The organism is Alteromonas sp. H39 (genome assembly GCF_047556435.1).
Classification (GTDB): Bacteria; Pseudomonadota; Gammaproteobacteria; order Enterobacterales; family Alteromonadaceae; genus Alteromonas.
On record NZ_CP180210.1, the window covers coordinates 321,538 to 346,883 of the forward strand.

19 protein-coding genes are annotated in these 25,346 nt (G+C 50.3%); 14 read left to right on the forward strand and 5 right to left on the reverse strand.

The features are described 5' to 3' along the window. Positions 1 to 14 precede the first annotated feature (14 nt). The 13 genes from ACLBLI_RS01335 (at position 15) to tldD (ending at position 18,506) form a co-directional block, all read left to right on the forward strand. Complete coding sequence (locus tag ACLBLI_RS01335; protein ID WP_414829394.1) at positions 15 to 599, forward strand: type II secretion system protein; 585 nt, start codon at positions 15 to 17, stop codon at positions 597 to 599. Next, positions 589 to 1,149 carry a type IV pilus modification PilV family protein gene (locus tag ACLBLI_RS01340; RefSeq protein ID WP_414829395.1) on the forward strand — a complete coding sequence of 187 codons (561 nt, stop codon included), beginning with the start codon at positions 589 to 591 and terminating at the stop codon, positions 1,147 to 1,149. Before ACLBLI_RS01335 ends, ACLBLI_RS01340 begins: the two co-directional genes overlap by 11 nt. Next, positions 1,149 to 1,997 carry a prepilin-type N-terminal cleavage/methylation domain-containing protein gene (locus ACLBLI_RS01345; RefSeq protein ID WP_414829396.1) on the forward strand — a complete coding sequence of 283 codons (849 nt, stop codon included), beginning with the start codon at positions 1,149 to 1,151 and terminating at the stop codon, positions 1,995 to 1,997. Before ACLBLI_RS01340 ends, ACLBLI_RS01345 begins: the two co-directional genes overlap by 1 nt. Continuing rightward, positions 1,987 to 2,418, forward strand: a complete 432-nt coding sequence (locus ACLBLI_RS01350; protein ID WP_414829397.1) for a type II secretory pathway component — start codon at positions 1,987 to 1,989, stop codon at positions 2,416 to 2,418. Before ACLBLI_RS01345 ends, ACLBLI_RS01350 begins: the two co-directional genes overlap by 11 nt. Continuing rightward, positions 2,418 to 7,502 (forward strand): DUF6701 domain-containing protein, encoded by a 5,085-nt coding sequence (locus tag ACLBLI_RS01355; RefSeq protein ID WP_414829398.1) that lies wholly within the window; start codon positions 2,418 to 2,420, stop codon positions 7,500 to 7,502. The genes ACLBLI_RS01350 and ACLBLI_RS01355 overlap by 1 nt, the downstream gene beginning before the upstream one ends. 342 nt (positions 7,503 to 7,844) lie before the next feature. Beyond that, positions 7,845 to 8,888 (forward strand): rod shape-determining protein, encoded by a 1,044-nt coding sequence (locus tag ACLBLI_RS01360; RefSeq protein WP_218309325.1) that lies wholly within the window; start codon positions 7,845 to 7,847, stop codon positions 8,886 to 8,888. Between the two features lie 37 nt (positions 8,889 to 8,925). After that, positions 8,926 to 9,840: a rod shape-determining protein MreC gene (gene mreC / locus ACLBLI_RS01365; RefSeq protein WP_414829399.1), complete on the forward strand. Its 915-nt coding sequence runs from the start codon at positions 8,926 to 8,928 to the stop codon at positions 9,838 to 9,840. Then, positions 9,837 to 10,319 (forward strand): rod shape-determining protein MreD, encoded by a 483-nt coding sequence (gene mreD / locus ACLBLI_RS01370; RefSeq protein WP_414829400.1) that lies wholly within the window; start codon positions 9,837 to 9,839, stop codon positions 10,317 to 10,319. The genes mreC and mreD overlap by 4 nt, the downstream gene beginning before the upstream one ends. 14 nt (positions 10,320 to 10,333) lie before the next feature. Beyond that, positions 10,334 to 10,918: a Maf family protein gene (locus tag ACLBLI_RS01375; RefSeq protein ID WP_414830879.1), complete on the forward strand. Its 585-nt coding sequence runs from the start codon at positions 10,334 to 10,336 to the stop codon at positions 10,916 to 10,918. After that, positions 10,915 to 12,381, forward strand: coding sequence for a ribonuclease G (gene rng / locus ACLBLI_RS01380; RefSeq protein WP_218309322.1), 1,467 nt, complete (start codon positions 10,915 to 10,917; stop codon positions 12,379 to 12,381). Before ACLBLI_RS01375 ends, rng begins: the two co-directional genes overlap by 4 nt. Positions 12,382 to 12,396: 15 nt before the next feature. Then, positions 12,397 to 16,260 carry a YhdP family protein gene (locus tag ACLBLI_RS01385; protein WP_414829401.1) on the forward strand — a complete coding sequence of 1,288 codons (3,864 nt, stop codon included), beginning with the start codon at positions 12,397 to 12,399 and terminating at the stop codon, positions 16,258 to 16,260. Continuing rightward, on the forward strand, positions 16,253 to 17,071 hold the full coding sequence (locus ACLBLI_RS01390) for a carbon-nitrogen hydrolase family protein (RefSeq protein WP_414829402.1): 819 nt from the start codon (positions 16,253 to 16,255) through the stop codon (positions 17,069 to 17,071). The genes ACLBLI_RS01385 and ACLBLI_RS01390 overlap by 8 nt, the downstream gene beginning before the upstream one ends. Continuing rightward, positions 17,064 to 18,506 carry a metalloprotease TldD gene (gene tldD, locus ACLBLI_RS01395; RefSeq protein WP_414829403.1) on the forward strand — a complete coding sequence of 481 codons (1,443 nt, stop codon included), beginning with the start codon at positions 17,064 to 17,066 and terminating at the stop codon, positions 18,504 to 18,506. The genes ACLBLI_RS01390 and tldD overlap by 8 nt, the downstream gene beginning before the upstream one ends. Positions 18,507 to 18,651: 145 nt before the next feature. On the opposite strand, the gene ACLBLI_RS01400 is transcribed toward tldD, so the two are convergent. Both ACLBLI_RS01400 and yjgA read right to left on the reverse strand, forming a co-directional pair. Then, the gene (locus tag ACLBLI_RS01400; RefSeq protein WP_414829404.1) at positions 18,652 to 18,999 is read right to left on the reverse strand and encodes a hypothetical protein; all 348 of its coding nucleotides are present in this window, start codon (positions 18,997 to 18,999) and stop codon (positions 18,652 to 18,654) included. Beyond that, on the reverse strand, positions 19,000 to 19,551 hold the full coding sequence (yjgA, locus tag ACLBLI_RS01405) for a ribosome biogenesis factor YjgA (RefSeq protein ID WP_414829405.1): 552 nt from the start codon (positions 19,549 to 19,551) through the stop codon (positions 19,000 to 19,002). A gap of 71 nt (positions 19,552 to 19,622) precedes the next feature. Between yjgA and pmbA the strand changes: the two genes are divergently transcribed. Next, a complete protein-coding gene (gene pmbA / locus ACLBLI_RS01410) occupies positions 19,623 to 20,954 on the forward strand; it encodes a metalloprotease PmbA (RefSeq protein WP_414829406.1) in 1,332 nt (443 codons plus the stop codon). A 254-nt stretch (positions 20,955 to 21,208) separates the two neighbouring features. On the opposite strand, the gene arcA is transcribed toward pmbA, so the two are convergent. The 3 genes from arcA to glgA form a co-directional block, all read right to left on the reverse strand. Beyond that, a complete protein-coding gene (arcA, locus tag ACLBLI_RS01415) occupies positions 21,209 to 21,916 on the reverse strand; it encodes a two-component system response regulator ArcA (RefSeq protein ID WP_414829407.1) in 708 nt (235 codons plus the stop codon). Positions 21,917 to 22,072: 156 nt separating this feature from the next. After that, on the reverse strand, positions 22,073 to 23,659 hold the full coding sequence (locus ACLBLI_RS01420) for a sensor histidine kinase (protein WP_414829408.1): 1,587 nt from the start codon (positions 23,657 to 23,659) through the stop codon (positions 22,073 to 22,075). A 243-nt stretch (positions 23,660 to 23,902) separates the two neighbouring features. After that, positions 23,903 to 25,327 carry a glycogen synthase GlgA gene (gene glgA / locus ACLBLI_RS01425; protein ID WP_414829409.1) on the reverse strand — a complete coding sequence of 475 codons (1,425 nt, stop codon included), beginning with the start codon at positions 25,325 to 25,327 and terminating at the stop codon, positions 23,903 to 23,905. Positions 25,328 to 25,346 lie beyond the last annotated feature (19 nt).

The following is a 25,346-nucleotide window of genomic DNA, read 5'->3' on the forward strand; positions in this document are numbered from 1 at the left end:
TTGATGACATTGATATGGCCAGGCACATATTACCTGGCCAGCGTTACTCGGTGAGCCGCGGCGCTGGCTTTACGCTGGTAGAGCTGATAGTTACGCTGGTATTAATTGCTGTGGTCGCAGTGACCGCAGCAAGTCGATTCCAGGATGATACCGGCTACACCGAATTTACTCTTCAGCAGCGTCTTATTTCCGCCTTGCGCCAAATGCAGATGCGCGCCATGCAGGATACCCGTCCCGGATTCTGCTATCGCCTGATCCTCAATACTGGCACCCCAGCCGCCTTCGGACCATCGTCTGCCGACTATTCAGCAGGAAACGAAGGTGCAACCTGTACCACCACTATCGATACTGCTGCGCCAGATTATCTGCAGGCTTCCAGTGCGCAGATTACTGCGAAGGGAGTAAGCTTCAGTGCCACTGAGGGCTTCAACAGAACAGTTACCTATATAGGCTTCGATAATTTGGGGAATCCGCTGACAAATAACGTGGTGTTCAACCGCCCACTTAATTGTCGGAATGCGGCATGCCGGATGACCTTTACCGGTGAAGAGAGCGCTGCCGTGTGTGTCGAACGAGAAGGCTATATCCATGCGTGCTAACCGCGGCTTTACGCTTATTGAGCTGGTGGTTGGTATGGTGATCTTCAGCATCGTGATGCTCATTGTAGTGAACCTGATGTCGGCACAATCAGCCCGTAGTGTGGATCCGGTGCTGCAATCACGAGCCTCAGAACTGGGCCAGTCAATCATTAGCGAGATAATGAGCAAAGCGTTCGATGAGCGTTCAAGCCGAACCGGAAATGCGCTGCGCTGCAATGAATTGACGCCGTGCACGGCCAGCGGCAACCTGGGGCCAGATAACACAGAAGTGCGGGGCACGTTTAACGACGTTGATGATTACCATGGTTTGATTGCCAGCGGTGAAACCATTCAGAGCAGCCTTGGACAAAATATTGTCTCTCCAGATGGCGCTATGTATCAGGGCTTTCGAGTCGCGGTTCAGGTTTTCTATGATGATAACCTGGACGGCATAAACGATGATATCGCAGGCTCCGCAACCGTAGTAGGCAATGTTAAACTGCTGCGGGTGACGGTAACGACGCCGCTGGATGAAGATATCGTGTTTACTGCGCACCGGTGGAATTTCTGATGAGGCATAGTGCGCGCGGATTTACACTGGTTGAGCTGATTACCGTTATTGTGATCCTTGGCGTGGTGGGCGTTGGTATTGCCAGCGTTGTCAGAGGAACTATGCAGATTTATCTGGACGTGAATACCCGCGAAACGTTGCTGACCGATTCACGGTTTGCTATCGAGCGAATGACGCGCGAGTTACGCCGGGCCGTGCCAAATAGTATTCGCATAAACGGCAACGCCTCTCAGCAATGTCTTGAGTTTGTGCCCTCACAGTTTTCAACGGTTTACACAGAACTGCCCGTGCAGCCCTCAACCGATACCACCGTCAGCCTGGTATTTCCTTATGACATAGATGGCAATGTGTTTGATATCGACGAGACGGACTTTGCTATTGTGTATCCGCGGCGCAGCGAAGATATCTATGATCTTTCCCGTAATAAGCGCCAGATAATAAGAAGCTGCAACGATGATGGTGACGGCGACTGCAGTACCCGTGATGACAGCGATGACATTATTCAGATTGAAGTCGACAGCGCCTTCGCGGAACGCTCGCCTGCCTCACGGTTATATTTCGCCGATCGCTCTGTCAGTTTTTGTGTGGTCAGTGGTGTGCTGATTCGGTTTGAGAATGATATTGTAACGAATCAGGTGCTGGGGTCGTTATCGTCAGCGCGTCTGGCGACGGATGTGGTTAACGTGCTGTCAGCGAATCCGGTAGTTGCGCCACAGCAGGACGATCCTTTCACTTACTTCGCTGCCACGTTGCAACGAAATGCAGTGGTACAGTTGCGACTTCGCTTTGCTCGCGATGGCGAGCAGGTTGAGTGGCACCAGGAGGTCCATATTGCGAATGTCCCCTGAGCATTTACCTTCACAGCGTGGAAGCATGCTGGTAATGGCATTGTTTGTCATGATAGTGATATCCCTGCTGGGCCTGACGCTGGTATCGGTAATTTCCTCGACGTCCCAGTCTGTGGTTTACGATGTGCTGGGAACCCGTGCACTGTCAGCGGCACAAAGTGGAATGCAGCAAGCTGCGGCTGCGGCCTTCCCGCTGAATTCGGGGCCGGCTCCCTGCAATACAACAATTAACAGCCCGGCAAGCTATAGTAATATTGATGGGCTTGAAAACTGCAGTTATACGGCTCGCTGCAGGACGACGTCGATACAAAAAGACGGGGTCGCGCACTATTTTTATCGCTTTGAAAGTACGGGCCTGTGTCAGGCTGGCGATGTCTGGGTTAGCCGTTCGGTGTCGATGGACGCCCTGCAGGAGCAATAATGAAGTACTGTCTTGCATTACTACTTTCAGTTATGGCGCTTCCGGCTCTGGCTGCGCAGTGCACTGCCGTTTTTGCTGATGCTGCCGGTTCTTACTCTTCCTCTTCGTCCATTCGCTTCCAGCCTGGTGCCAGCCTTTGGAATACTGATGGCATCATCGACTTTAATGACAAAACGGATAACGCAGGTGTGAATACCAGTTGTGCCACGTCATCGTGTCGACTCTCCGGGCAAACTGCCGCAGCAGTTACCCTGCCCGCGTTTCAGAACGCCAATTCAACACAGGACGTGTTGGTGAAACAAAGCCAGTTGAATACGCTGACGCCAGGCGACTATGACGAGGTGAGGTTGGAAACGTATGCCCAACTGGAAACCCAGGGCGCAGGCGTATACCGGATCCGCAGGCTGCAGGTCGGGGGTAATTCGCAGGTGAGGTTAGCCGGTGGGGTTTACTGGATTGATGAGCTAACTACAGATAATTTCGTCACTTTTGCGCCGGTCTCAGGGGAAAAGGTGACGGTTTTTGTAAATCGAATTCAGACTTCTACTCAAACTCAGTTTAATACGCTGGCGGCAGAGCCATCGGACATGACCATATTCAGTTATGGCGATGTGAATATCAGTCAGAATAACGTGATTTATGCGTTTATCTACACCTCCGGCAGGTTGTCATTGGGCAACAGCGCGATTCTGTATGGAGCGGTGAATGCAGGCAGTGTGGTGATGAATGATTTTGCGCAAATTCACTATCGCCCCGCCAGTATTGTCAACATTGAAGCGGAAAACCTGTGTAGTGTGCCTGTTGTATTACCAGACCCTATCGGACGCTGGCCAATAAATGTCTGCTCGCTTTCAGGCAGTAATACGTCTGTGCCAGATAGCATTGCGGGCAATAATGGTGAAGCCGTTGAAAGCCCCAGCAGCTACGATAACGGTCGGTTGTGTCAGGCCGCGTATTTCCGGGGTGTCGGCGACATCATTTCAATCCCGCATTCGCCGTCATACTTACTGGCCTCCGGGACGGTGTCGTTTTGGGTAAATACCAATAATTTCGCCTATTACAACCGCGCCAGTGCCGGCGGAATGGCCGTGTTTTCCAAAGACTCCTATGGTCTGGATAACGGCGGACATCTGACTATCTGGGTAACCGAAACCGGTGGTGTCCGGGTATTGCACCAGAACACCCTTACCAGCGCCCAAATCAATACCGGACCAGTGCTGACAGAAGGGCAGTGGCATCATATTGCGTACACGTTTGGCACCGGGGGGATGGAGCTGTTTGTGGATGGCGTGCTGCAGGGGGCGAACAGTAGTTTCACCGACGGCTTACTGAATAATGCAGAGCCAATTGTCTTAGGGGGAAATGCCTGGCTGACGGGGAACGGCACCTCAGAAAGTGATGAACTTGTTGATCTTTATCAGGGCAGCGTTGACGATCTAAGAATTTACGCTGACGCACTTTCTGCAGAGCAAATTAATCTGATCACCGGAGAGACAGCAAGCACCTGCACCACCTGTACCACTAACCCAACGCTGATGTCACACTGGAAAATGGATGTGTGCAGTGTAAACGGCACGCCGGGTGAAATTGTAGATGCAATTCGTGGCTATAACGGAAGGGCGGTTAATGGTGTCTCTGCGCTGCGAAACGCCAGGTTTTGTCAGGGAATGACGTTACAGGGAGAAGGTCAGCATTTGTTGATCGATCATCGAAGTGCAATGGCGTTGTCCGAGGGCACCCTCTCACTGTGGTTTAAAGCGTCTGATCTGCAACACGCTTTTCGCGCTTCCCGGGGCGCTATGAGTGTGTTTTCAAAAGATGCTGCAAATAGCAATAGCAGTTTATCCGGGCTGGGACATTTCAGCTTCTATATTCAGGACGATGGCAGCTTATTATTTACTCAGAAAAACAGTAACACAGCGCTCACGCTGTACAGCGAGTCAGGCCTTGCCACAGAGAGGGAATGGCATCACGTAACTTATAGCTGGGACGCGCAGCAAGTTCGGATCCATTTTGACGGCGCCTACCTTGGCGGTGTCAGCGGAAACTTTGGCTGGCGCGAAAACAGCGAACCGATTGTCGTGGGCGCGAACACAGAATATACGGCAAGCGGGAGTGCCGCCTACAGTCAGCTTACCGACTTTTTCAAAGGCGAAATTGATGACATTCGGTTGTACTCTGATGCGCTGACCACGGCTGACGTGCAGGCGTTATTTACCGCCTCCGAGTACCATTGTGTGCAATGTGAGGGCGGGGATCCAAAACTGCTGTATCGTTTCGAGGAGCCTGCATGGAGTGAGGCCGGTGCGGTTACTGATAGCAGTGGCAACGATCAGCATGGCAGTGCGCTTGGCAGAGCCGCGCCACAATTACCTGGCAATAAAATTTCCTGCCGTGTTGCCGATATTCCATCCAATACTACTGCAAATGAGATAGACGCTGTTGAGACTCACCTTAATATCAATGAGGTAGGCGAGCGCGGCACAGTGTCGTTCTGGTATAAAAGTAATGCAAGCTGGCAGGGTGGCGGACAGCGTCAGCTTTTTGATGCCTCAAAAATACAGAGCCCGTCTTCTCCTGATGGCCGGTACGATAAGTTTTTCTTCATGTCTCTGAATAACAGCGGGCAGCTTACCTTTGGGATGGAAGACAATTATGACTATGATCTGCTTGCGGCCACGGACCCTCTGAACTACGGCGCCAATGAATGGGTGCATATCGCTATCAGTTGGGATTTGGCAGGCGAAGATGTCGATTTGTATATCAATGGCGCCAGGGTTTATATGCAGGGGCAAGTTACCCTGATATCCAGCACGTTTGGTCAGCTTGGCTCGCTGCGACTTGGCGATAATGCGACGTCTTATCTGGTGAACGGGAGTGTGCCAAATGCGGCAAACGGCCAGTTTGATGATCTACGGGTTTACGACTACGAACTCACGCGTGAAGAAATCCGTGATGATATTGCTGATGTGCTGGATTGTAATGTCGTGCATCACTATGAAATTACCCATCCATCGCAGGCACTGACCTGCGATGCGGCGGAAGTGACGCTGCGCGCCTGTGCGAACGCGGCGTGCACGCAGCTGGTGAGCGATACCACGACGGTGGCTTTATCGGCCGGAAACTGGATGCCGTCACAAGTGATAAGCTTCCGTGGGGAAACCCAGCTGTCTCTGGTACAGCGCAATACGGGCGTTCATACGGTAACGGTCAGCGGTCAGGATGCGGGCTCGTTGCCGGCGTCTGCTAACGTGTGTACTCAGGGGTGCGAGATTAACTTTGTCGATGCCGGTTTTACCTTTTTTGATGCTGCCTCTGCCGACGATAGTACGACATTGCCGGATATAGTTGCCCAGGATAGCCTGGCGCGTATCGGGCTGCGAGCCGTGAAAGACAATGCCGGTGTTTGTGAAGCGCTGGTTAGCGGTGAGCAAGACATAACACTCACTTTTGATTGTGTTCAGACGGGGGCCGACTATTCCCCCAATCAGTGTAGGGTGCCTTTCGCAGGGATAGGGATAACCGGAGATGGCTCGGGGGACAACAGTGGTACCCTGACGCTTACCTTTGATGACCAGGGGCGTACGACCTTTGATGGGCTGCACTACAGTGATGCCGGCCGGCTTTCCTTACGGGCAGGCGCAACCATTGACGGTGCCACGATAACGTCCGGCTCCACGACACTGGACAGTATTCCTGCTGCGCTGGTGCTGACCACCGATGATACTGACGTGTATCCCGCCGGACAGGAATTTTCGCTTACCATTCATGCCGAGGGAAGTCAGGGGGCGATGCTGCCAGGTTATTCTCCAGGCAATTTGCAGGCGATGTTTCAGCGACTGATACCAAATGATATCAGCGCGGCAGACGGGCAGTGGAAACTGGGCGATGCAGCACGCATCAGCAGCAGTACGTCAGCCTCATTTACGGACATCGCCGTCGGCGCCTTCACGGCAGGTGAATATCAGTATGCTGAAAGTTATGTAGAAGAGGTAGGAAGCTTTGAGGCTGATATTCGCGATAGCCAGTATCTGGGAAACAATACTATTGATGCTATTGCAAAAACACTTGGCCGCTTCACACCAGCCTATTTTGATGTAACAGCCTCAGCCACTCCTGCACTGGAGAATACCTGTGGGGTGTTTACCTATGTCGGTCAGCAGATGGCGTTTGAAGCAGGTCGGGAACCGGTTTATAACGTCGTGGCTTACAACGGCAAAGGACAGATCACGCGAAACTATGGTAAGGCCCAGTGGCGGTTGAACCGAAACGCGAATGATTACACCAGTGCCGTAAGTGTGGCTGACGAGAGCGACTATACTGGCACGCTGGAATTGTCAGCCGGTGCCTCTTCCGTGGTGGTCTCCGGGCAGGACGATTACGACGGCTCTGCCGAATTGACGGTCATGGGTATGGGGCTGACTTACAGCAAAATTCCGGCTGTAAACAGCGCGTCAGGTATGGGATCACCGTTTTCTGCACAGGCAGCACTTGATGTTGCTGCCAATTTCTTTACCGACAGTGACGGGGTCTGCTTTCAAAGCACCTATCCCGGCGCTTGCGAGACGATGGCTATTACCGGAATTGCCGGGGCTACCCAGCGGTACGGACGCCTGCGGCTGGAAAATACCTTTGGACCTGAAACGGAACCGTTACGGGTGGTTGCTGTGACTGAATACTTTGACAGTGGTAGCTGGCAGCGCAACCTTGATGATAATTGCACCGTGCTCGATATTCAGGAGTCGGCGAACGATATTGTGCTCACTGACGCGTCATCGGGTGCGCAGGAAACGGATATTACCGATCTTCTGAATGACGTGGAGGCTAACGGTACTTTTCAGCAGGGGGTATCGGATAGCAGCGATCTTATCATCGGCCCGCCGCTGAATGCACAAGGGCAGGGTGTTCGCGGCGTAGTTATGATGTCGCTGGCCGCTGACGCTGGCGCCGCGTGGGCACAATATCTGAATATCGACTGGAACCTGGACGGTGTAATTGACCAGAATGATACGCCAAATGCGAGTGTCGCATTTGGCCTGTATCGCGGTAATGATCGCACCCTCAACTGGCGGGAGCGGTTCTGAGCGCAACGAACTGGCAAGCAGAAAGACGCTGAAGTAGTTCCGGTTTGTGATATTTTCATCATGTTATGCCGGGAAAGAAAGATAAATTATTAACCACACGACGTCGTTAATGATGTAAAATAACTACTATGACGCACAGTTTTCTGAAGAAAACGGCGGTATGGGGACGAATGTGAAAATAAAAATAAAAAATCACCAGTTTTTATTATCTTACGCAGGCTCTTTACTTGCTGAAAATAGCCCTCATTGTTAAAGTGTGTGGATAACTATCGACTTCACGCTAACGCGCTATCCATTCACCTCCAGCTTGCGCGTCGGCACAGTTACAGGAAATAACTCTTCATGTTTAAAAAGCTTCGAGGCATGTTCTCCAATGACCTGTCCATCGACCTCGGAACCGCCAATACGCTGATATATGTTAAAGATCAGGGTATTGTTCTTAACGAGCCTTCCGTTGTAGCCATCCGACAGGAACGTGCTGCGGGTCCGAAAAGTGTTGCCGCGGTCGGAGCTGAAGCCAAACGAATGCTGGGCCGTACGCCAGGTAATATTCGCGCGATTCGTCCGATGAAAGATGGCGTTATCGCTGACTTCTACGTCACCGAAAAGATGCTGCAGCACTTCATTAAGCAGGTTCACGACAATAATTTCCTACGCCCAAGCCCGCGTGTATTGGTTTGCGTGCCGTGTGGTTCTACCCAGGTAGAGCGTCGCGCCATCAAGGAATCTGCGCTGGGTGCTGGCGCTCGTGAAGTGTATTTGATTGACGAGCCAATGGCCGCGGCCATCGGTGCAGGGCTACCGGTATCTGAAGCCACCGGCTCGATGGTTGTGGACATCGGTGGTGGTACGACGGAAGTTGCCATTATCTCCCTTAACGGTGTGGTGTACTCATCGTCAGTGCGTATTGGTGGTGACAAGTTCGATGAAGCCATTATTAACTATATCCGTCGTAACTTCGGCTCGCTAATTGGTGAAGCCACGGCGGAACGTATTAAACATGAAATTGGTGCGGCGTATCCGGGCGAGGAAGTGCGCGAAATCGAAGTGCGCGGCCGTAACCTGGCCGAAGGTGTACCTCGCGGGTTTATCCTGAATTCAAATGAAATTCTGGAAGCGCTGCAAGAGCCTTTAACCGGTATCGTTTCTGCGGTAATGGTGGCACTTGAGCAATCTCCGCCTGAGCTGGCTTCTGATATTTCAGAGCGCGGCATGGTACTAACAGGCGGTGGTGCGCTATTGAAAGATTTAGACAGGCTGTTAATGGAAGAGACCGGCATTCCGGTTGTCATCGCAGATGATCCATTAACTTGTGTTGCGCGTGGTGGTGGTAAAGCGTTTGATATGATCGACCTTCACGGCGGCGACCTGTTTAGTTACGAATAAGACGGGCAAGGCAACCTGAGGTTGCCTTTTTCCTTCCATGGATACCATATTTACCCGGGGCCCATCACTAAACAACCGACTTGCGCTAGCGATAGCCCTGTCGGTTTTGTTGATCTTTGTCGACCATAAACTCGACGGCTTCAAGTCTACCCGTGTTTATCTCAATTCCTTAATGAGCCCTCTGCAATATCTGGCAAACTTGCCAAGTCTGATGCTGAGTGAATCGGCAGAACGGCTGACGTCTCAGCAACAATTGCTGGAAGAGAACAAGCGTCTGACAAACCGTGTCATTCAGATGAGCGAACGATTGCAGCGCTTTGAAGTATTGCAAAGCGAAAATGCCCAGTTGAGAAAACTGCTGGATGGGCCGGTGAAAACCGGCATGCGCAAGATGGTGGCTGAATTGATGGCGGTGGATAACAACCCCTTCAGCCATCAGGTGCTGGTGAATAAAGGCGCTATTGATGGTGTTTACGAAGGGCAGTCGGTACTGGATGACCGCGGCATTGTCGGGCAGGTGATGGAGGTTGGCTCAACCAACAGCCGTGTCCTGCTGATATCCGATCTGACTCACGCCATTCCGGTTCGCGCATTACGCAACAATATCCGTTTTATCGCCAGCGGCAGCGGGTCGCTTGAAGAACTGTACCTTGAACACGTCCCCCACAGTGTCGATGTGAAAGTCGGCGACTTACTGGTGTCCTCGGGGCTCGGCAACGTGTTCCCGGAAGGCTATCCTGTGGCCCGGATAAAAACTGTTGAACGCGATGAGAGCAGGCCATTTGCCAGGGTCATTGCACAGCCGTTGGCCCGACTCGATCGATTACGTTACATGCTGCTGCTATGGCCGGAAGAGACCGCCGGTGATGAACCGGTCCAGAATGATGACGACGCAGAAACACCACCAGACGATAACAAGCAACCCACTGACCAGAAGGAGCCTCAGTCATGATCCTAAAGGCCAGACACTATGTTATTGCCATCACGATTATCATTTCACTGGTGTTGCAAATTATGCCTATGCCTATCCAGGTCGATATGTATCGGCCCGATTGGGTGTTAATTGTTCTGGCCTACTGGGCCATGGCACTGCCAAACCGGGTGAATGTAGGAATCGCTTTTCTCACCGGCCTGGCACTGGATATTCTGGTGGGAACTGCGTTGGGTATTCACAGCCTGGCGCTGAGCGTGTCGGTGTACGTGCTGGCGGCGAATTACCAGCGACTGCGAAATTATTCTGTATGGCAGCAGGCTATCATCATCGGGCTCTTGAGTTCGCTTTACCACCTGGTGGTGTTCTGGTTACAGCATTTGCTGACTGACGTGTATTTTCAGTTCGCGTATTTGTGGCCGGTACTAACCTCAATGCTACTCTGGCCCTGGGTCTTCTGGCTGCTACGTAAAGCACGTCGACAATTACGAATAACCTGACACAGGAGGCGATGGTGTCCAAATCTCTTTTGCTTGCCTCAGCATCCCCGCGCCGAACGGCGTTGCTCTCACAAATAGGCATTCATCATACAGTTAATCCGGTAGATATTGATGAGTCGGTCAAAGGCCAGGAGACGCCGCAAGAGCAGGTTGTCAGACTGGCTGCAGAGAAAGCATCGGCGGCTTTTTCCACCCTGAGTCCACACGTTCGCAACACCACCGTCGTGCTGGCCTCAGATACACTAATCTCACTGGACGGCGTGAGCCTTGGCAAGCCCAAGGACGCCGAGGACAGCGCCAGAATGTTACGTGCTATGGCAAACCGCGAGCATGATGTGCTTACCGCCATCAGTGTGAAGGATGACAACCGGCAACAAACGCAATGTATTCGTACCCGCGTATACTTTGGAGCGTTGACCGATGAGGATATTGCCGCATACTGGAATACCGGTGAGCCCGCTGATAAGGCCGGTAGTTATGCGATTCAGGGAATTGGCGGTCAGTTTGTGAAATCCATTGAAGGCAGTGCCAGCGCCGTTATCGGGTTGCCCTTGTATGAAACCCGCATGCTGTTAAAAGAATTCGGAGTAGAGTCATGAGCGCAGAACTGTTGATTAATGTGACACCATCGGAGTCCCGCGTGGCGCTTATTGAGAACGGTATTCTGCAGGAGATCCATGTTGAACGTCATACCAAACGCGGGCTGGTTGGCAACATTTATCGTGGGAAAGTATCCCGTGTGTTGCCTGGTATGCAGGCTGCATTTGTTGATATTGGGCTGGACAAAGCAGCATTCCTGCACGCCTCGGATATCGTTATCCACAACGAAGTGGTCGGCGAAGTATCTACCAGCCACATTGAAAAGCAGGATATCCGTGAGTTGGTTCGCGATGGGCAGCACATTGTGGTGCAGGTGGTAAAGGATCCGATAGGCACGAAAGGGGCGAGACTCACCACTGACATCACCATTCCTTCGCGCTATCTGGTATTCATGCCGAGCGTAACCCACGTTGGCGTGTCTCAGCGCATCGAAGATGAATCTGAGCGTGAACGTTTAAAGTCGCTGGTGCAGGAATTTTGTGACGAAGACGGCGGCTTTATTCTGCGTACCGCCGCTGAAGGCGTCAGCAAAACCGAACTTACCCAGGATGCCGAGTTTTTGCGCCGGCTATGGAACAAGATCCAGATGCGCATGAAAAAGCGCAAATCCAATGTTCTGTATGAAGATTTGCCGCTAGCCCGTCGCGTGCTACGTGACTTTGTCGGGACGGAGCTGGACCGTATCCGAATTGACTCCAAGCTTTCTTATCAGGAGCTGGATCAGTTCACAAAAGAATATGTACCGGAAATGAACGGGAAGCTGGAATACTACCCGGGGGATCGTCCTATTTTCGATCTCTATGATGTGGAAAATGAGGGCCAGCGCGCGTTGGAGCGTCGGGTGGACCTGAAATCAGGTGGCTATCTGATTATTGATCAGACCGAAGCCATGACCACTATCGACATCAATACCGGTGCGTTTGTTGGTCATCGCAACCTCGAAGAAACCATTTTCAACACCAATATCGAAGCTACGCAGGCTATCGCCAGGCAGCTGAGGCTGCGTAATCTGGGCGGTATGATCCTGATCGATTTTATCGATATGGTGGAACCTGACCACAAAAGACGTGTCTTACATAGTCTGGAAGTCGCGACAAGTAAGGACAGAGCGAAGATAAACATCCATGGTTTTACCGCGCTGGGACTAATCGAAATGACCCGCAAGCGCACACGGGAAAGCCTGGAGCACATTCTCTGTGGAGAGTGCCCGGTATGCAAAGGCCGGGGAACGGTGAAAACCATCGAAACCATCTGTTTTGAAATCATGCGTGAAATTGTCCGCGTGAACCGCGCATACGACGCCGATAAGTTTGTCGTATACGCCTCTCCAAAGGTTGTGGAAGCCTTGATGGGAGAGGAATCTCATATGCTCGCAGAACTGGAAGTCTTCGTGTCTAAACAAATCAAAGTGCAGACAGAGCCATTGTATAACCAGGACAAATATGACGTTGTCATGATGTAAAAAATAAGGCGAAGCGTGACAAAATTAAGCACAGCCGCAGCGTATATCGTAAAAAAGCTGTGGCTGACACTGGCCATTTTGCTGGTGCTTTTTGCAGTATTACTAAGCGTTTTGCGGTACGCATTACCGCATATTGAACACAAAAAGCACTTACTGGAAGATTATGTTAATCAGCAGTATGGCGTCAATTTAACCATAGAAAGTGTGCATGCCGTCTGGCAGCGCAGTGGCCCCACTGTGGTGTTAAATAAGGTGTCTTTGGCCAAAGACGCCTCATCTCCTGTTGCCCTTAATATCGATGAAGTCTATGTCGAGCTGGATTTCTGGGCCTCGCTGTCGCAGCGCCTGGTGTCCTCGCGTCGCTTTGAGCTGGTGGGGTTGCAGCTGGAGATTGATGCCGATCGGCTGGAAGGGGCGTCTGACAGCGATTTTCCGGTGGTTGATGCGCTCGAAAGTTTGTTTCTGGAACAGCTACAGCAGTTCTCCCTTAACGATGGTGAAGTCATTCTAACCCGGGATGGGAATCAGCAGACTTTCGATCTGGAAGCTCTCGCCTGGATTAACCAGGGGACCCGACATCAGGGCCGCGGGGCCGTTCAGGTGCGGGATCTGTCGAACAATTCGGCATCTTTTATTATCGACTTGTATGGCGACAAAGATAACCTGAGCGGTGTTTTCTATGCAAAAGCTGAAGAGCTGGATATCTCACCCTGGGTTAGTGAGTGGTTACAAATCAGCAGGCCATTAAGCCAGAGCCGCGCCAATTTTGAAATCTGGAGCGAGTTACAGGATGGAAAACTTGATGCTGTAAATGTTGTGTTTGACCGCAGTCTACTGGAGTGGGGCGGGGAAGCCTCACGCGCCGTATATACCGGTTTGCGGGGAGGGTCGATCCAGGCTCTTCCGGCAGCGAACGGCTGGAACGTACGGGTGGACCAGCTGATCCTCGATTCAAATACGCAGACGTTAGTTACCGATCTGGTCGGCCATGTGTCGGCCAATGGCGAATTATTACTAAACACGGTCAAACCCGTCTCGGTTAACCCCTTTATGATGCTGTTGCCGCTGTTTAGCAGCGATACCAGTCTTGAACAGCTTCAGGCTATGAAGCCTCAGGGCCAACTTGCAACCCTGCAGTTTCAATGGAAACAGCATGGCCCTGCACTGGCGGCAAAGCTGCTGGATATTTCATGGAATCAAACAGATCTCATTCCTGGCCTGACGTCTATCGATGCGGATGTGTACTGGTACAAAAATCAAGGCAGTCTCAAGTTGTCTTCTTCAAACAGCCGACTTGAAATCAATAATTTGTTGGATGATAACCTCGAAGTGTCGGCGCTAAACGGTGAGTTCTATGTGTACGCCGTTAAGCCAGGCCAGGGTGATAACGGCCGTCAGTGGTGGGTGCAAAGCAATAATATTCGATTTAGCAGTGATAAGTTGTCGTTTACTCAACAGGCCCGCTATCACATCAACTCCGGAACACTGCAAAGTGTCGTCAATGTCAGCCCCTTTTCGGTCAGCGAAGTGGATAGCCTGTTGCCTGACCCGGTTATGGGGGAAAACACCTCTGCTTATCTGCGCCGGGCGTTTTCTGGTGGGGGAGATATCGAGCATGCACGGATACTGTGGGACGGGAAGTTCAGCGATTTTCCCTTCCATGACAATAGTGGCGTATTTCAGGCATTTGTGGGGATAACAGACAGTGAGTTTACCTTCGATCCTAACTGGCCTGCCTTAACGAATCTCAATCTGGATTTGTTTTTTGTTAATGATGCGCTGGTGATGGAAAGCCCGTCAGCAACGCTGATGGATGTCGAAATCAGCAATATGTCTGCTGCGATCCCTTCGCTGACACCGTCTTCCGAACTTAGCATATACGCCACGGGTACCGGCACAGGAGAGGAGCTTGCGGCGCTTATGTCATCCTCATCTATGGCAGATTCGCTAGGCAATCTACTGAAAAATCAGGTCCAGGTTTCAGGTGAGGTGTCGTCCCGTCTGAAATTACAGATACCCTTCTCGGGCACCAATGTAAAAGCGTCGGGTAAAGTTACGCTGGCGGATAACAGTATTTTTATCAGCCCGACAAAAATGCGCTTTAATAATGCCTCGGGCACTATCAACTTCAAAAACGACATCGTGAGTTTTGATGGTCTTCAGGCAGATTTACTTGAGCAGCCTGTGGCGCTTAACATGCGAGGACAACAGCAGGAAGACGCCTACCTTGTTGACCTGGATGTGTCAGGCAAGTGGTCTGTTGCACCGCTGACAAATAAATTTAAGCCTGAACTTGGCAACTATCTTGGGGGAGAGTCGAACTGGACCGGTGAGGTCGACCTTATCATCCCTAAAGAAGGTTTTTCTTACAAGGCATCAATTTCATCAACGCTGACCGGTTTGGGCTCGGCACTGCCTCCACCTTTTAATAAGCGCGCAGGCAACGACAAAGTGCTTCTTCTGAGTGCCGAAGGCAATCAGCAGAATTCGACGATATCCGGCACACTGGGAGAGGATATCCGCTTTGATGGCATTCTTCCGCATGAAGAATTTCAGTTTTCACGTGCGCATCTGGCGCTAGGTGATTCAGAGTTTGTTGGCCTGGGAGTTGGCTTTAGTGTTTCTGCCGCACTGGAACTGGTGGATATCGGCAGTTGGTATCAAACGATAGAGATGCTGCTTGACGGCGAAGGCGAAGGTGGTGCTGGGCTATTTAGTGTACCAGAGCGAATCTTTGCAAATGTCGGCACGTTGCGATTCGCCGGGCAAACACTGAACGACGTGGCTATTATTGCCAAGCAAGTGAACAAAAACTGGTTGCTTGAGGTGAATGCTGAGGAAGCCAGGGCCACCGTAAATTTATACGATCAGTGGTTAACGCGGGGTATTGAGATAGAAGCCGACTATCTGAAACTGGCGAAATGGGAAGGCGCTGACAGCGAGACTGCCAGTGAGTGGAATGCCGATACGCTACCGCCGGTCTATTTTCATTGTCAGCAATGTACGTTGTTCGATATTGAACTTGGCGAAGTGACACTGGATGTCGCTCGCGCGGACGATGGCATGCTGATTCGTCAGGCTAATGCGAAGAGTCGCCACGGTACACTTAGTGCCAGTGGTAAATGGTTATTTAACGATAGTGATAACACAACGCACCTGACCGGAACGCTGAACAGTGACGATGTCGGTCTGATGCTACAGCAATACGGGGTCAACTCTGGCATAAAAGACTCATCGGCGCGTATCGAATTCGATCTTAACTGGCCGGAATCACCGATGGATTTTGAGCTGGCAACCGTTGATGGTGACATTAACTGGGGGCTTACTGACGGCTACTTAACCGAGCTCAGCGACAAAGGCTCTCGTATATTTACCGTGTTCAGCCTGAACTCCTTGGTCAGAAAGCTGAGCCTGGATTTTCGCGATGTGTTTGCCAAAGGTTTCTTTTACGACAAGATGAGCGGGAGCTTGTCTATAGCAGATGGCAAGGCCTATACCGACGACACGGAAATCGACGGAGGCGCGGGCGAAATTGAAATTCAGGGCTATACCGATCTGACTGCGCAGGAGCTGAATTACAACGTGTCGTTTACGCCGAATGTCACCGGCAACCTGCCATTCCTTGTGTATTTTCTTGCCACACCGCAAACCGCGCTTGCCGCTCTGGCGCTCGATCAGGTATTGACTTCAGCGAAGGTGATCTCCAACGTGAATTATCACGTTACCGGTACTATCAGCGAGCCTGTCATTAACGAGGTTGGGCGCGACAGTAAAGACATTCAACTGCCGGCACGCACAATACCGAAAGAAAATGACGAAGAGACCCCGCTACGCGAGGACGATTTACAGCGACTAAAACTGGAGGTAATCGATGGTTAATCTGGTAGCCATACAAATGACATCCACCCCCGATGTACAGGAGAACCTGGACACTGTCGCAAGCGAGCTGACCAAGCTTGAAAAAGGTCAGGATACACTGGTGGTATTACCCGAATGCTTCGCCCGCTTTGGAACGCGGGACAGAGAGCAGCTTGCCGTGGCCGAAGAGAAAGACAACGGCCCCATTCAAAAACGGCTGTGTGAGTTAGCCAAAGAACATGCCTGCTATATTGTTTCCGGCACGTTCCCAATGAAGACTGATGATCCGGAAAAATTTAGTGCATCCTGCCTGCTAATTGGTCCTGATGGCCACGTGGTTACCGAGTACCAGAAAATTCATCTGTTTGATGTCTCTGTTGACGACAACACGGGCTCGTATTTGGAATCGAAGTATACCAAGGCTGGTGAACATGTCGTGGTAGCGGACACACCGATTGGCAGAATTGGCCTTGCAGTATGTTATGATGTGCGCTTTCCCGGCTTATTTGAAGCCATGGGCGATATCGATATTCTTACGCTGCCCGCGGCATTTACGCGCTATACTGGCAATGCACACTGGCATACGCTGGTAAGATCCCGCGCCATCGAGAAGCAATGTTTTGTTATTGCGGCCGGTCAGGTGGGTGAACATGCAAACGGCCGTCAGACGTTCGGCCACAGTGTAATTTACTCACCCTGGGGCGATACACTTGCAGAGAAGGCTGACGGTGTGGGTATTGTGAAAGCCAGTGTAGATATTAACAAGCGGCAAGAACTACAAAAGAAAATGCCGGTTAAAGACCATAATCGATTCAGGAGTCATTTTGTCTAATCACGTCGAACGCCATTTATTAACCGATTCAGGACTGGATACTCAGGCACTTGAGAAAGCGCTTGGACAAATCCACCGACACGATACTGACTTCGCCGATCTGTATTTTCAGTCTAGTCAGCACGAGACCTGGGTGCTTGAAGACGGCATCATTAAAGAAGGCAGCTACAATATCGAGCGCGGCGTTGGCGTAAGAGCGATCAGTGGCGAGAAAACCGGGTTTGCCTATTCTGACGAAATCAGCCCGGAAGCGCTGACGAAAGCGTGTCAGGCCGCAAGGACCATTGCGCCTGAGGGCGGCAGCGCTAAAGTTGCTGCATTGACTAAAGGCGACTATGTCGCGCGCTATCAATCAGACAACCCCATCCTGGCGATGCAGGATGCGGAAAAAATCACGCTGCTAAAAGCCGTGGATGCCTACATCCGTAAGAAAGAGCCAGGCATTAATCAGGTCGTGGTAAGTTTGAGTGGAGTTTACGAAGAAGTCTTAATCGCTGCCAGCGACGGGACATTGGCTACTGACATTCGCCCGCTGGTGCGTCTCAACTGCTCTGTACTGATGGAAAAAGGTGAGCGGCGGGAACGCGGCAGTGCTGGCGCGGGTGGTCGTTATGCCTATTCGTTTTTCACTCAGGATGAAAACGGCAAGCCTTATTATGAACAACTGGCCGAGGATGCTCTGCACATGGCGCGCGTGAATATGGAAGCCATTGCGTCTCCGGCCGGCACAATGCCGGTTGTATTAGGTAATGGCTGGCCAGGTGTACTGCTACACGAAGCTGTAGGTCACGGTTTGGAAGGTGACTTTAATCGTAAGGGCGCATCTACATTCAGCGGACGTATGGGCCAGCAAGTGGCTGCAAAAGGCGTTACCGTGGTGGACGACGGTACTCTGGAAAATCGTCGTGGTTCATTGTCTGTGGATGACGAAGGAACACCGACTCAGCACAATGTCTTGATAGAAGATGGCAAGCTGACCGGTTATATGCAGGACAAAATGAATGCGCGCCTGATGGGCGTTAAGCCTACTGGTAATGGACGCCGAGAGTCTTATGCACATTTACCAATGCCGCGTATGACAAACACGTATATGCTGGCCGGACAGCATGACCCGCAAGAAATCATCGCCAGTATTGATAAGGGTATTTATGCGCCGAACTTTGCTGGCGGCCAGGTGGATATCACATCCGGTAAGTTTGTGTTTTCCAGTGCTGAAGCCTACCTCATTGAAAATGGCAAGATCACCGCGCCGGTAAAAGGTGCAACCCTTATCGGTAACGGTCCCGAAGTTATGCAGAAAATTTCAATGATCGGAAATGATGTGGCGCTTGATAAAGGTGTAGGTGTGTGTGGAAAGGACGGACAGAGTGTGCCTGTCGGTGTAGGTCAGCCTACATTGAAAGTGGATGAGCTGACCGTTGGTGGTACTGCTTAGCAATACCTTTTAACATACATTGAAAAGGCGCCGTTATGGCGCCTTTTTCGTATACATCATTCGTAAACATTAACCTTCGATGCGTATACTCCAAACCCTACTGAAACCACTTTGTTTATCAAACTATTGATAGTAAGTACTTACATTATGGCTTTGCAGCATGCGCCCGGTGTCGGCCATGCCCCTTAATTTCCTCTTTCAGCGCCGAGTGTAAGCAGCGACTTTCAAATTCCTTAACGGCAACCCGGGCTAACAGCAATCCAACCACAACGGCAGCCAGATAAAACCATGGCGAGCCGGCTGTAAAAGCATATACAGCTAACACCAGTAATCCGGGAAAAAACGCAGGAGCGAAGAGTGCGTAAAGTCCGGTGCGAAACCAGACTGATTTTTTTGCCGCTCGCTTTTGTGCATTGTCCAGCAACGTAAACTGCCGGTCGCGGGGTAACTCTGAAATTTCACTGAATTGGTCTATATACGCTTTAATGTCCATTTAATTCTGCTCGTGGATTTCTTCTTTTAAATACTGGAACAGCTCGCGAAACGCTTTTGGCGGCGCATTCTTTTCCCGCTCTTTCTTAATCTGACGATGAAACTGTCGAAGCTTTTGCCTGTCCAGTTGCGGGTGTTCCTCAATAAGGTTCTGTATGGCACTGTCACCCTCACGGATCACTGCCTCACGGGCCTTTTCCAGTGCATGAAATTCAGCATTGGCCTGTTGATGGCGATTAGCAATGCGGTCCAGCGCCTCCTGAATATCAGCAACATCGCGCTGACGCATCAGCTTACCAATAAACTGAAGCTGGCGACGGTAGCCATCTTTTTTCTTATTGATTTTTCTGGCCGTTAGTACAGCGCTCTGTAGTTCATCGTCAAGAGGGATGGTTTCAAGGTGCGCTGCAGACAGACCCACCAGGGTTTCTCCCATTTTTTGCAGTTCTTCGGACTGGCGCTTTAATTCCGACTTGCTAACAATTTCCTCTTCGAAATAGTCAGTATCGTCAAAATTGTTTTCTTCTTCAGAATGGGGCTTGTTATCGCTCATTTGGAACTCATAAGTGTTACACTTCTCTAAATTGTAACGATGACAGACAGACTTGGATAGCGAAACTTACTATGCAGATTGACCAGCAGGTAGCAGAAATTCAAACCATTGTTGATGACGTACTTAAACTTGCCAGGCAGAAAGGCGCGACACAGGCCGAAGCCAGCATGTCAAAAGTACAGGGAATTGCCGTCTCCTCACGGATGAAGGAAGTGGAAAACGTTGAATTTACCAATGATGGTGGCCTGGGGATCAGCGTATATGTAGGTAAGCATAAAGGTAGCGCATCGACTGCTGACCTCAGCAAAGAAGCGTTAACGCTGGCGGTGGAAAAAGCCATCGATATCGCAAAGTACACCAGTGAAGACCCATGTACCGGTCTTGCTGATGCTGAGTTGATGGCAACCGAGTTTCCGGATTTGGACTTGTACCACCCACAGCCGCTTGACCCGGAAAAAGCCATTCAGATTGCGATTGAAACAGAAACGGCGGCGATGGACTACGATAAGCGTATTACCAATACTGACGGGGCCTCTTATAACGCCAACCTTGGCATGCGCGTTTACGGCAATACCCATGGCATTAACGCAGGATACCCCAGCAGCCGGTATAGCTTAAGCTGTATGGTAATTGGTGCCGATAATGACGACATGCAGCGTGATTATGCGTATACCGTTAGCAGAAAGGCCAGTGATTTACTCACGCCACAGGCGGTTGGCGAAGAAGCGGCGCACAACACGGTCTCACGACTCGGTGCGCGCAAGATCAGTACCGCCAAAGTGCCGGTAATTATGCATCGAGATTTGGCCTCCAGCCTGTTTGGTCATTATGTGAGTGCGATAAGCGGCGGGAACCTGTATCGGCGCTCCAGCTTCTTGTTGGATAAACTGGGGCATCAGGTGTTCCCGGAATGGCTGACCATTGAAGAAAAGCCGCATCTGAAAGGCGCACTGGCCAGTTCTAATTTTGATAATGAAGGGGTTGCTACTCACGATATGACGATTGTGGATGCAGGCAAGCTGGCGACCTATCTTTATACCACCTACTCAGCCAGAAAGCTGAATACCAAAAGTAACGGCCATGCCGGCGGGATCCACAACTGGACCGTAGCGAATACCGGGCAGTCAGATGAGGAGCTGCTCAAAACCATGGGTACAGGCTTACTGGTAACCGAATTGATGGGACAGGGCGTGAACGTAGTTACCGGTGATTACTCTCGCGGTGCTGCAGGTTTTTGGGTAGAAAATGGCGTTATTCAGTATCCGGTGCACGAGGTGACGATTGCCGGCAACCTGAAAGATATGTTTGCGGGCATTCAGGCCATTGGCGCGGTACAGGACAAGCGCGGTAGCGTGAGTACAGGCTCGATACTGCTTAATGAAATGAGCATCGCCGGAAGCTAATGCAGCGTTTGCGCTTGTAATACGATTATCTGAAGGGTGGCACTGACCGCCTTTTTTTGTGTCTGTTTCACCATTTTCTGAAGGTAAGTACCCCATAACCTCTGAATGTGTCTGAGCATCAGAACGACCGCAACATGCGTAAAGGAGGAGTAGAAAGGTGGGTTCCGAGACCTGTTGCGAAGCAAGGGACATGAAGAATAAAAAAACGCAGCCAGAAGGCTGCGTTTTTAAGAAGATTGCTATTACTGATTTTCTTAACCGTCGACCGATCCGCAAAAACGGTAGCCTTCGCCGTGAATCGTTACAATCAACTCTTCATCGTTTGGCTCAGACTCAAAGTGTTTACGAATGCGACGGATAGTCACATCTACCGTTCTGTCATTAGGACGTAACTCACGGCCTGTCATTTCCATAATCAACTGCTCACGAGTAAGGATTTTACCCGGATTGCTCAGAAACAGGTGCAGCGCACGGAATTCTGAACGTGGCAGGCGGAACTCATGGCCGCTTGGAGAGATGAGTGAACGGCTATCGCCATCCAGTGTCCAGCCATTAAAGCTGACGCGGCTGGGGAGATCATCATCTTCAGCAGAGCTGGTAGTACGTGACAGCAGGTTGCGTGCACGTATCGTCAGCTCACGTGGGTTGAACGGTTTGGTCAGATAGTCATCTGCACCAATTTCCAGACCCAGAATACGGTCTACGTCGTTATCGCGACCTGTCAGGAAAATCAGACCCACATTCTTACGGTCGCGAACTTCACGCGCCAGAATCAGGCCATTTTTACCTGGCAGGTTAATATCCATAATGACCAGATTGATAGTGTGATTTTCAAAAAAATCATGCATTTGGTCGCCATTCTCAGCTTCAAAAACATTATAGCCTTCAGCCTCGAATAAGCTTTTCAGCGTGGTACGGGTGACCACTTCATCTTCTACAATTAACACATTTGGCGTCTGCATGGTGTTTCACACTCTTTTTACAATCGGTTTAAGCAATCTATCGGTTAAATTTTAATATTCGTAACGTTGTTTGCAAGCTGTTATCGAATATTAATAACTCCAAGGTATAGGGGTTTGCCAACAAATTTCAAGGACTTATTTACCCAACAGCAGGTATTACGCGGTTTTTGCATTAGCAACGGGGAATACAATGATAAATTCAACACCGTGCCCCTCTTCGCTGGTAAGAGAGATCGACCCATTCAATGCTTGCGTTACCAGGTTGTAGACAAGATGCATACCCAGACCTGAGCCACCTTGTCCACGTTTAGTTGTGACAAACGGATCAAAGATTCGTTTCCTGATATCCGGAGGAATTCCTTTGCCGTTGTCCCGGTAAATGAGTTTAAGCTTGTTGCCCGACATCAATTCAGCGCAAATATCAATTTGCCCTTCGTCAATATCTTCAAACCCGTGAATAATCGAATTCATGATCAAATTGATCAGAATCTGATTTATTGGGCCGGCCTTCGTTTCAACGGTGAGGGTAGGGTCGCACTCGATGTTGATCTTATGTTGTACTTTTTTCAAACGAGGCCGCAATGACAGTAGTATCTCATTAACCAGCTGTGCAAAGCAAAAAGATCGACTGTTTTCACTGCTTTGATCGACAGCAACTTGCTTAAAGCTGGAAATAAGCTCTGCAGCACGGTTTAAGTTGCGGTAAATGATGTTCAGGTTTTCCTGACTTTCTGCCAGAAACTTCGCCATCGTACTGGCTTTCAATGTTTTGTTCTCAAACTCTTTCTGTATTGTGACCAGCCTGTCCAGCATCATTGTCGAAGCTGTGACACCAAGCCCGATGGGCGTATTAACTTCATGGGCTACACCGGCCACCATGTCACCCAGCGAGGCCATTTTTTCGTTCTGTACAATTTGGCGCTGAAACTGATGCAGCTTCTCAAGGGTTTGAATGAGCTCCTGGTTAGCATCTTTCAATGCCAGCGTACGCTGATTAACCATGTCTTCCAGACTGGCATTGAGCTTTCGATGCTGTTCTTCGGCCTGCTTTTGCTTATGCATGTATTCCTGAATGCGGCTTAACATCACGTTGACCGCTTCGGAAAGAATGTCCAGCTCCCTGACATTAGAGCCTTCAGAGCGGCCTGAGTAATCACGCTGACGGGAAGTACGTTGCAAGAAATCAGCAATATTTTCGATTGGGCCGGTAATTACCCGCTGAAGTCGCAAGGCCAGCAGAAAACTAACCAGCATCATTACCAGCATCACCGACAGGTTTATCAGTATGGTTTTGCCAACCTGATTATTAAGCGAGTCGGCGGACGCCCGCAGGAAAATATAGCCAATGCGGTCTTCAGTATCATAACTGTCGTCTGCCTTCAGGGTAATATCGCGAGTAACCTCGATAAAGTTGCCCCTGAAGTTTGTGCTGTTAGGCTCATAATCATCGCTGGCACGAATAGACACATTTCTTTTGTAGGCAGTAAACAACTCAAAGTTTTTACCGGGCTCGTCAGTGGTCCGGTAGATATTGACATTCAGTACAATCGGAACGGTAGATAAACTGCTGAGTCGACGCTGTGTGGCACTAACGTCGTTCTCACGAATATAATTGCCGGCATTGCTGGCGATAAGTTCTGCCAGTGTCTCTACGTGGGTGACAATCTCTTTTTCGTACGTGGAAATTTGCGTATAAATAGACAGACCGGACGAAATCACCAGCGTGATTGTTGCGATGGCCATTACCACCCATAAAAACAAGCTCCTGATCGAGAGCCTTACCATCGGGGATGTCATTATAATCTGTCTGAAACGTTTATATGCATTTTCTTATTTGTTAATAGTGGCGCATCACAGTGCAAAAGGAAAGCTTTCTGCTCAAAACTCCTTCAATTTGAGACGTTTTTGAAGGATATTGCAAACTCTACTTTGCGGTGTTGCCGCTGTTAGTTGTGTCCCTTTCACCACTTGCTAAAAAAACACAGGTTAAGCCAGCATCGCCTCATACAATGCGATATATGATTTTGCCGCCTGTGCCCACGTAAACCGTGTAGCCATACCGCGCTGTTGCATCTCTCTGAATTTTACCGGATGTTCGTAATAGAACAGCAATGCGCGCCGAATACACGCAAGCAAAGCGGTGGACGTTGGATCGTCAAAAACAAAGCCAGTGGCTGATTCGCCCTGGCTCTGATCAATTACGGTGTCTTTAAGCCCGCCTACCGCGCGCACAACCGGAATAGTGCCATAAGCCAGCGAATACATCTGGTTAAGACCGCAAGGTTCGAACTGGGAAGGCATCAAGAAGAAATCAGCGCCAGCTTCTACCAGATGGGCGTGCTCGGAAGAAAACCCGTTTATAAATGCAAATTGCGCTGGGTGGTTTTGGGCAAATTCCCCTAAGTCCATGCATACCTCAGGATCACCAGTGCCTACTATCACCATTTGCAGGTTATGGCTCATCAGCTCATCCAGAATAGGCAATAAATACCCGAAACCCTTTTGCTCTGTCAGCCGACAAACCATACCCAGGAGCGGTACGCCGGGGTTCTGGGGCAATCCGGACTTTTTCTGCAGCGCTTGCTTGCAGGTTTGTTTGGCATGCAGGTTAGTCGCATCGTAGTTCTCAGGCAGAAAGTGATCGGTTGCCGGGTTCCATTGTGAATAATCGCATCCATTGAGTATGCCGCTTAAGTCTTCCTTTCTGGTAACAAGGCGATCGTGCAAGCCATGGCTGCCCAGGTTTGTCAGCAATTCCTCTGCGTAATTAGGACTTACAGTTGTTACTTTATGCGCAAATTCAATTCCTGATTGCAGCATATTTACATAACCACCATGTACCTGTGCAAGAATACCCGGGTGATGACGTAAAAAGGGAATGTCGTCTAATCGGTGGACGCCCTGAAACGCGGCGTTGTGAATGGTGAAAACAGAGCGGGTTTGTGAAAACGCGCCTGAACGATCGTACGCCAGCAAATAAGGCAGCATCGCGGTGTGCCAGTCGTGGCAGTGAATGATATCTGGAATGCAGTCTACGGCCTGAAGAGTCTGAAGTACTGAGGCGCTGAAAAAACTGAATCGTTCTCCGTTATCCTGATACGCATCATACGCATTGGAGTACAATCCTTCGCGGTCAAAATATTGGGGGTAATCGACAAAATAAACATCAATATCGTGCCATGTCATATGGCGTATATCGAAGTGATAAACCTGGCTCTCCGCAAAAAGCGTTTGTTTTGGGCATACGGTCGCGAGATTATGTGCTTTGGCGATGGCCTGGTAGTAAGGCATAACAATCGCAACGTCGTGACCAGCATCTTTTAGCGCCAGCGGTAACGCTTTACCAACATCCGCCAGCCCACCGGTTTTAACCAGTTCTTCTACCTCAGAAATCGCAAATACAATTTTCACTATGATACCTCGTTACCAA

What these genes read in the sequence shown, in the direction of transcription:
- ACLBLI_RS01335 (WP_414829394.1), top strand. Translation starts at nt 15, where the DNA reads ATGGCCAGGCACATATTACCTGGCCAGCGTTACTCGGTGAGCCGCGGC.
- ACLBLI_RS01340 (WP_414829395.1), top strand. Translation starts at nt 589, where the DNA reads ATGCGTGCTAACCGCGGCTTTACGCTTATTGAGCTGGTGGTTGGTATG.
- ACLBLI_RS01345 (WP_414829396.1), top strand. Translation starts at nt 1,149, where the DNA reads ATGAGGCATAGTGCGCGCGGATTTACACTGGTTGAGCTGATTACCGTT.
- ACLBLI_RS01350 (WP_414829397.1), top strand. Translation starts at nt 1,987, where the DNA reads ATGTCCCCTGAGCATTTACCTTCACAGCGTGGAAGCATGCTGGTAATG.
- ACLBLI_RS01355 (WP_414829398.1), top strand. Translation starts at nt 2,418, where the DNA reads ATGAAGTACTGTCTTGCATTACTACTTTCAGTTATGGCGCTTCCGGCT.
- ACLBLI_RS01360 (WP_218309325.1), top strand. Translation starts at nt 7,845, where the DNA reads ATGTTTAAAAAGCTTCGAGGCATGTTCTCCAATGACCTGTCCATCGAC.
- mreC (WP_414829399.1), top strand. Translation starts at nt 8,926, where the DNA reads ATGGATACCATATTTACCCGGGGCCCATCACTAAACAACCGACTTGCG.
- mreD (WP_414829400.1), top strand. Translation starts at nt 9,837, where the DNA reads ATGATCCTAAAGGCCAGACACTATGTTATTGCCATCACGATTATCATT.
- rng (WP_218309322.1), top strand. Translation starts at nt 10,915, where the DNA reads ATGAGCGCAGAACTGTTGATTAATGTGACACCATCGGAGTCCCGCGTG.
- ACLBLI_RS01390 (WP_414829402.1), top strand. Translation starts at nt 16,253, where the DNA reads ATGGTTAATCTGGTAGCCATACAAATGACATCCACCCCCGATGTACAG.
- ACLBLI_RS01400 (WP_414829404.1), bottom strand. Translation starts at nt 18,999, where the DNA reads ATGGACATTAAAGCGTATATAGACCAATTCAGTGAAATTTCAGAGTTA.
- yjgA (WP_414829405.1), bottom strand. Translation starts at nt 19,551, where the DNA reads ATGAGCGATAACAAGCCCCATTCTGAAGAAGAAAACAATTTTGACGAT.
- pmbA (WP_414829406.1), top strand. Translation starts at nt 19,623, where the DNA reads ATGCAGATTGACCAGCAGGTAGCAGAAATTCAAACCATTGTTGATGAC.
- arcA (WP_414829407.1), bottom strand. Translation starts at nt 21,916, where the DNA reads ATGCAGACGCCAAATGTGTTAATTGTAGAAGATGAAGTGGTCACCCGT.
- ACLBLI_RS01420 (WP_414829408.1), bottom strand. Translation starts at nt 23,659, where the DNA reads ATGGCCATCGCAACAATCACGCTGGTGATTTCGTCCGGTCTGTCTATT.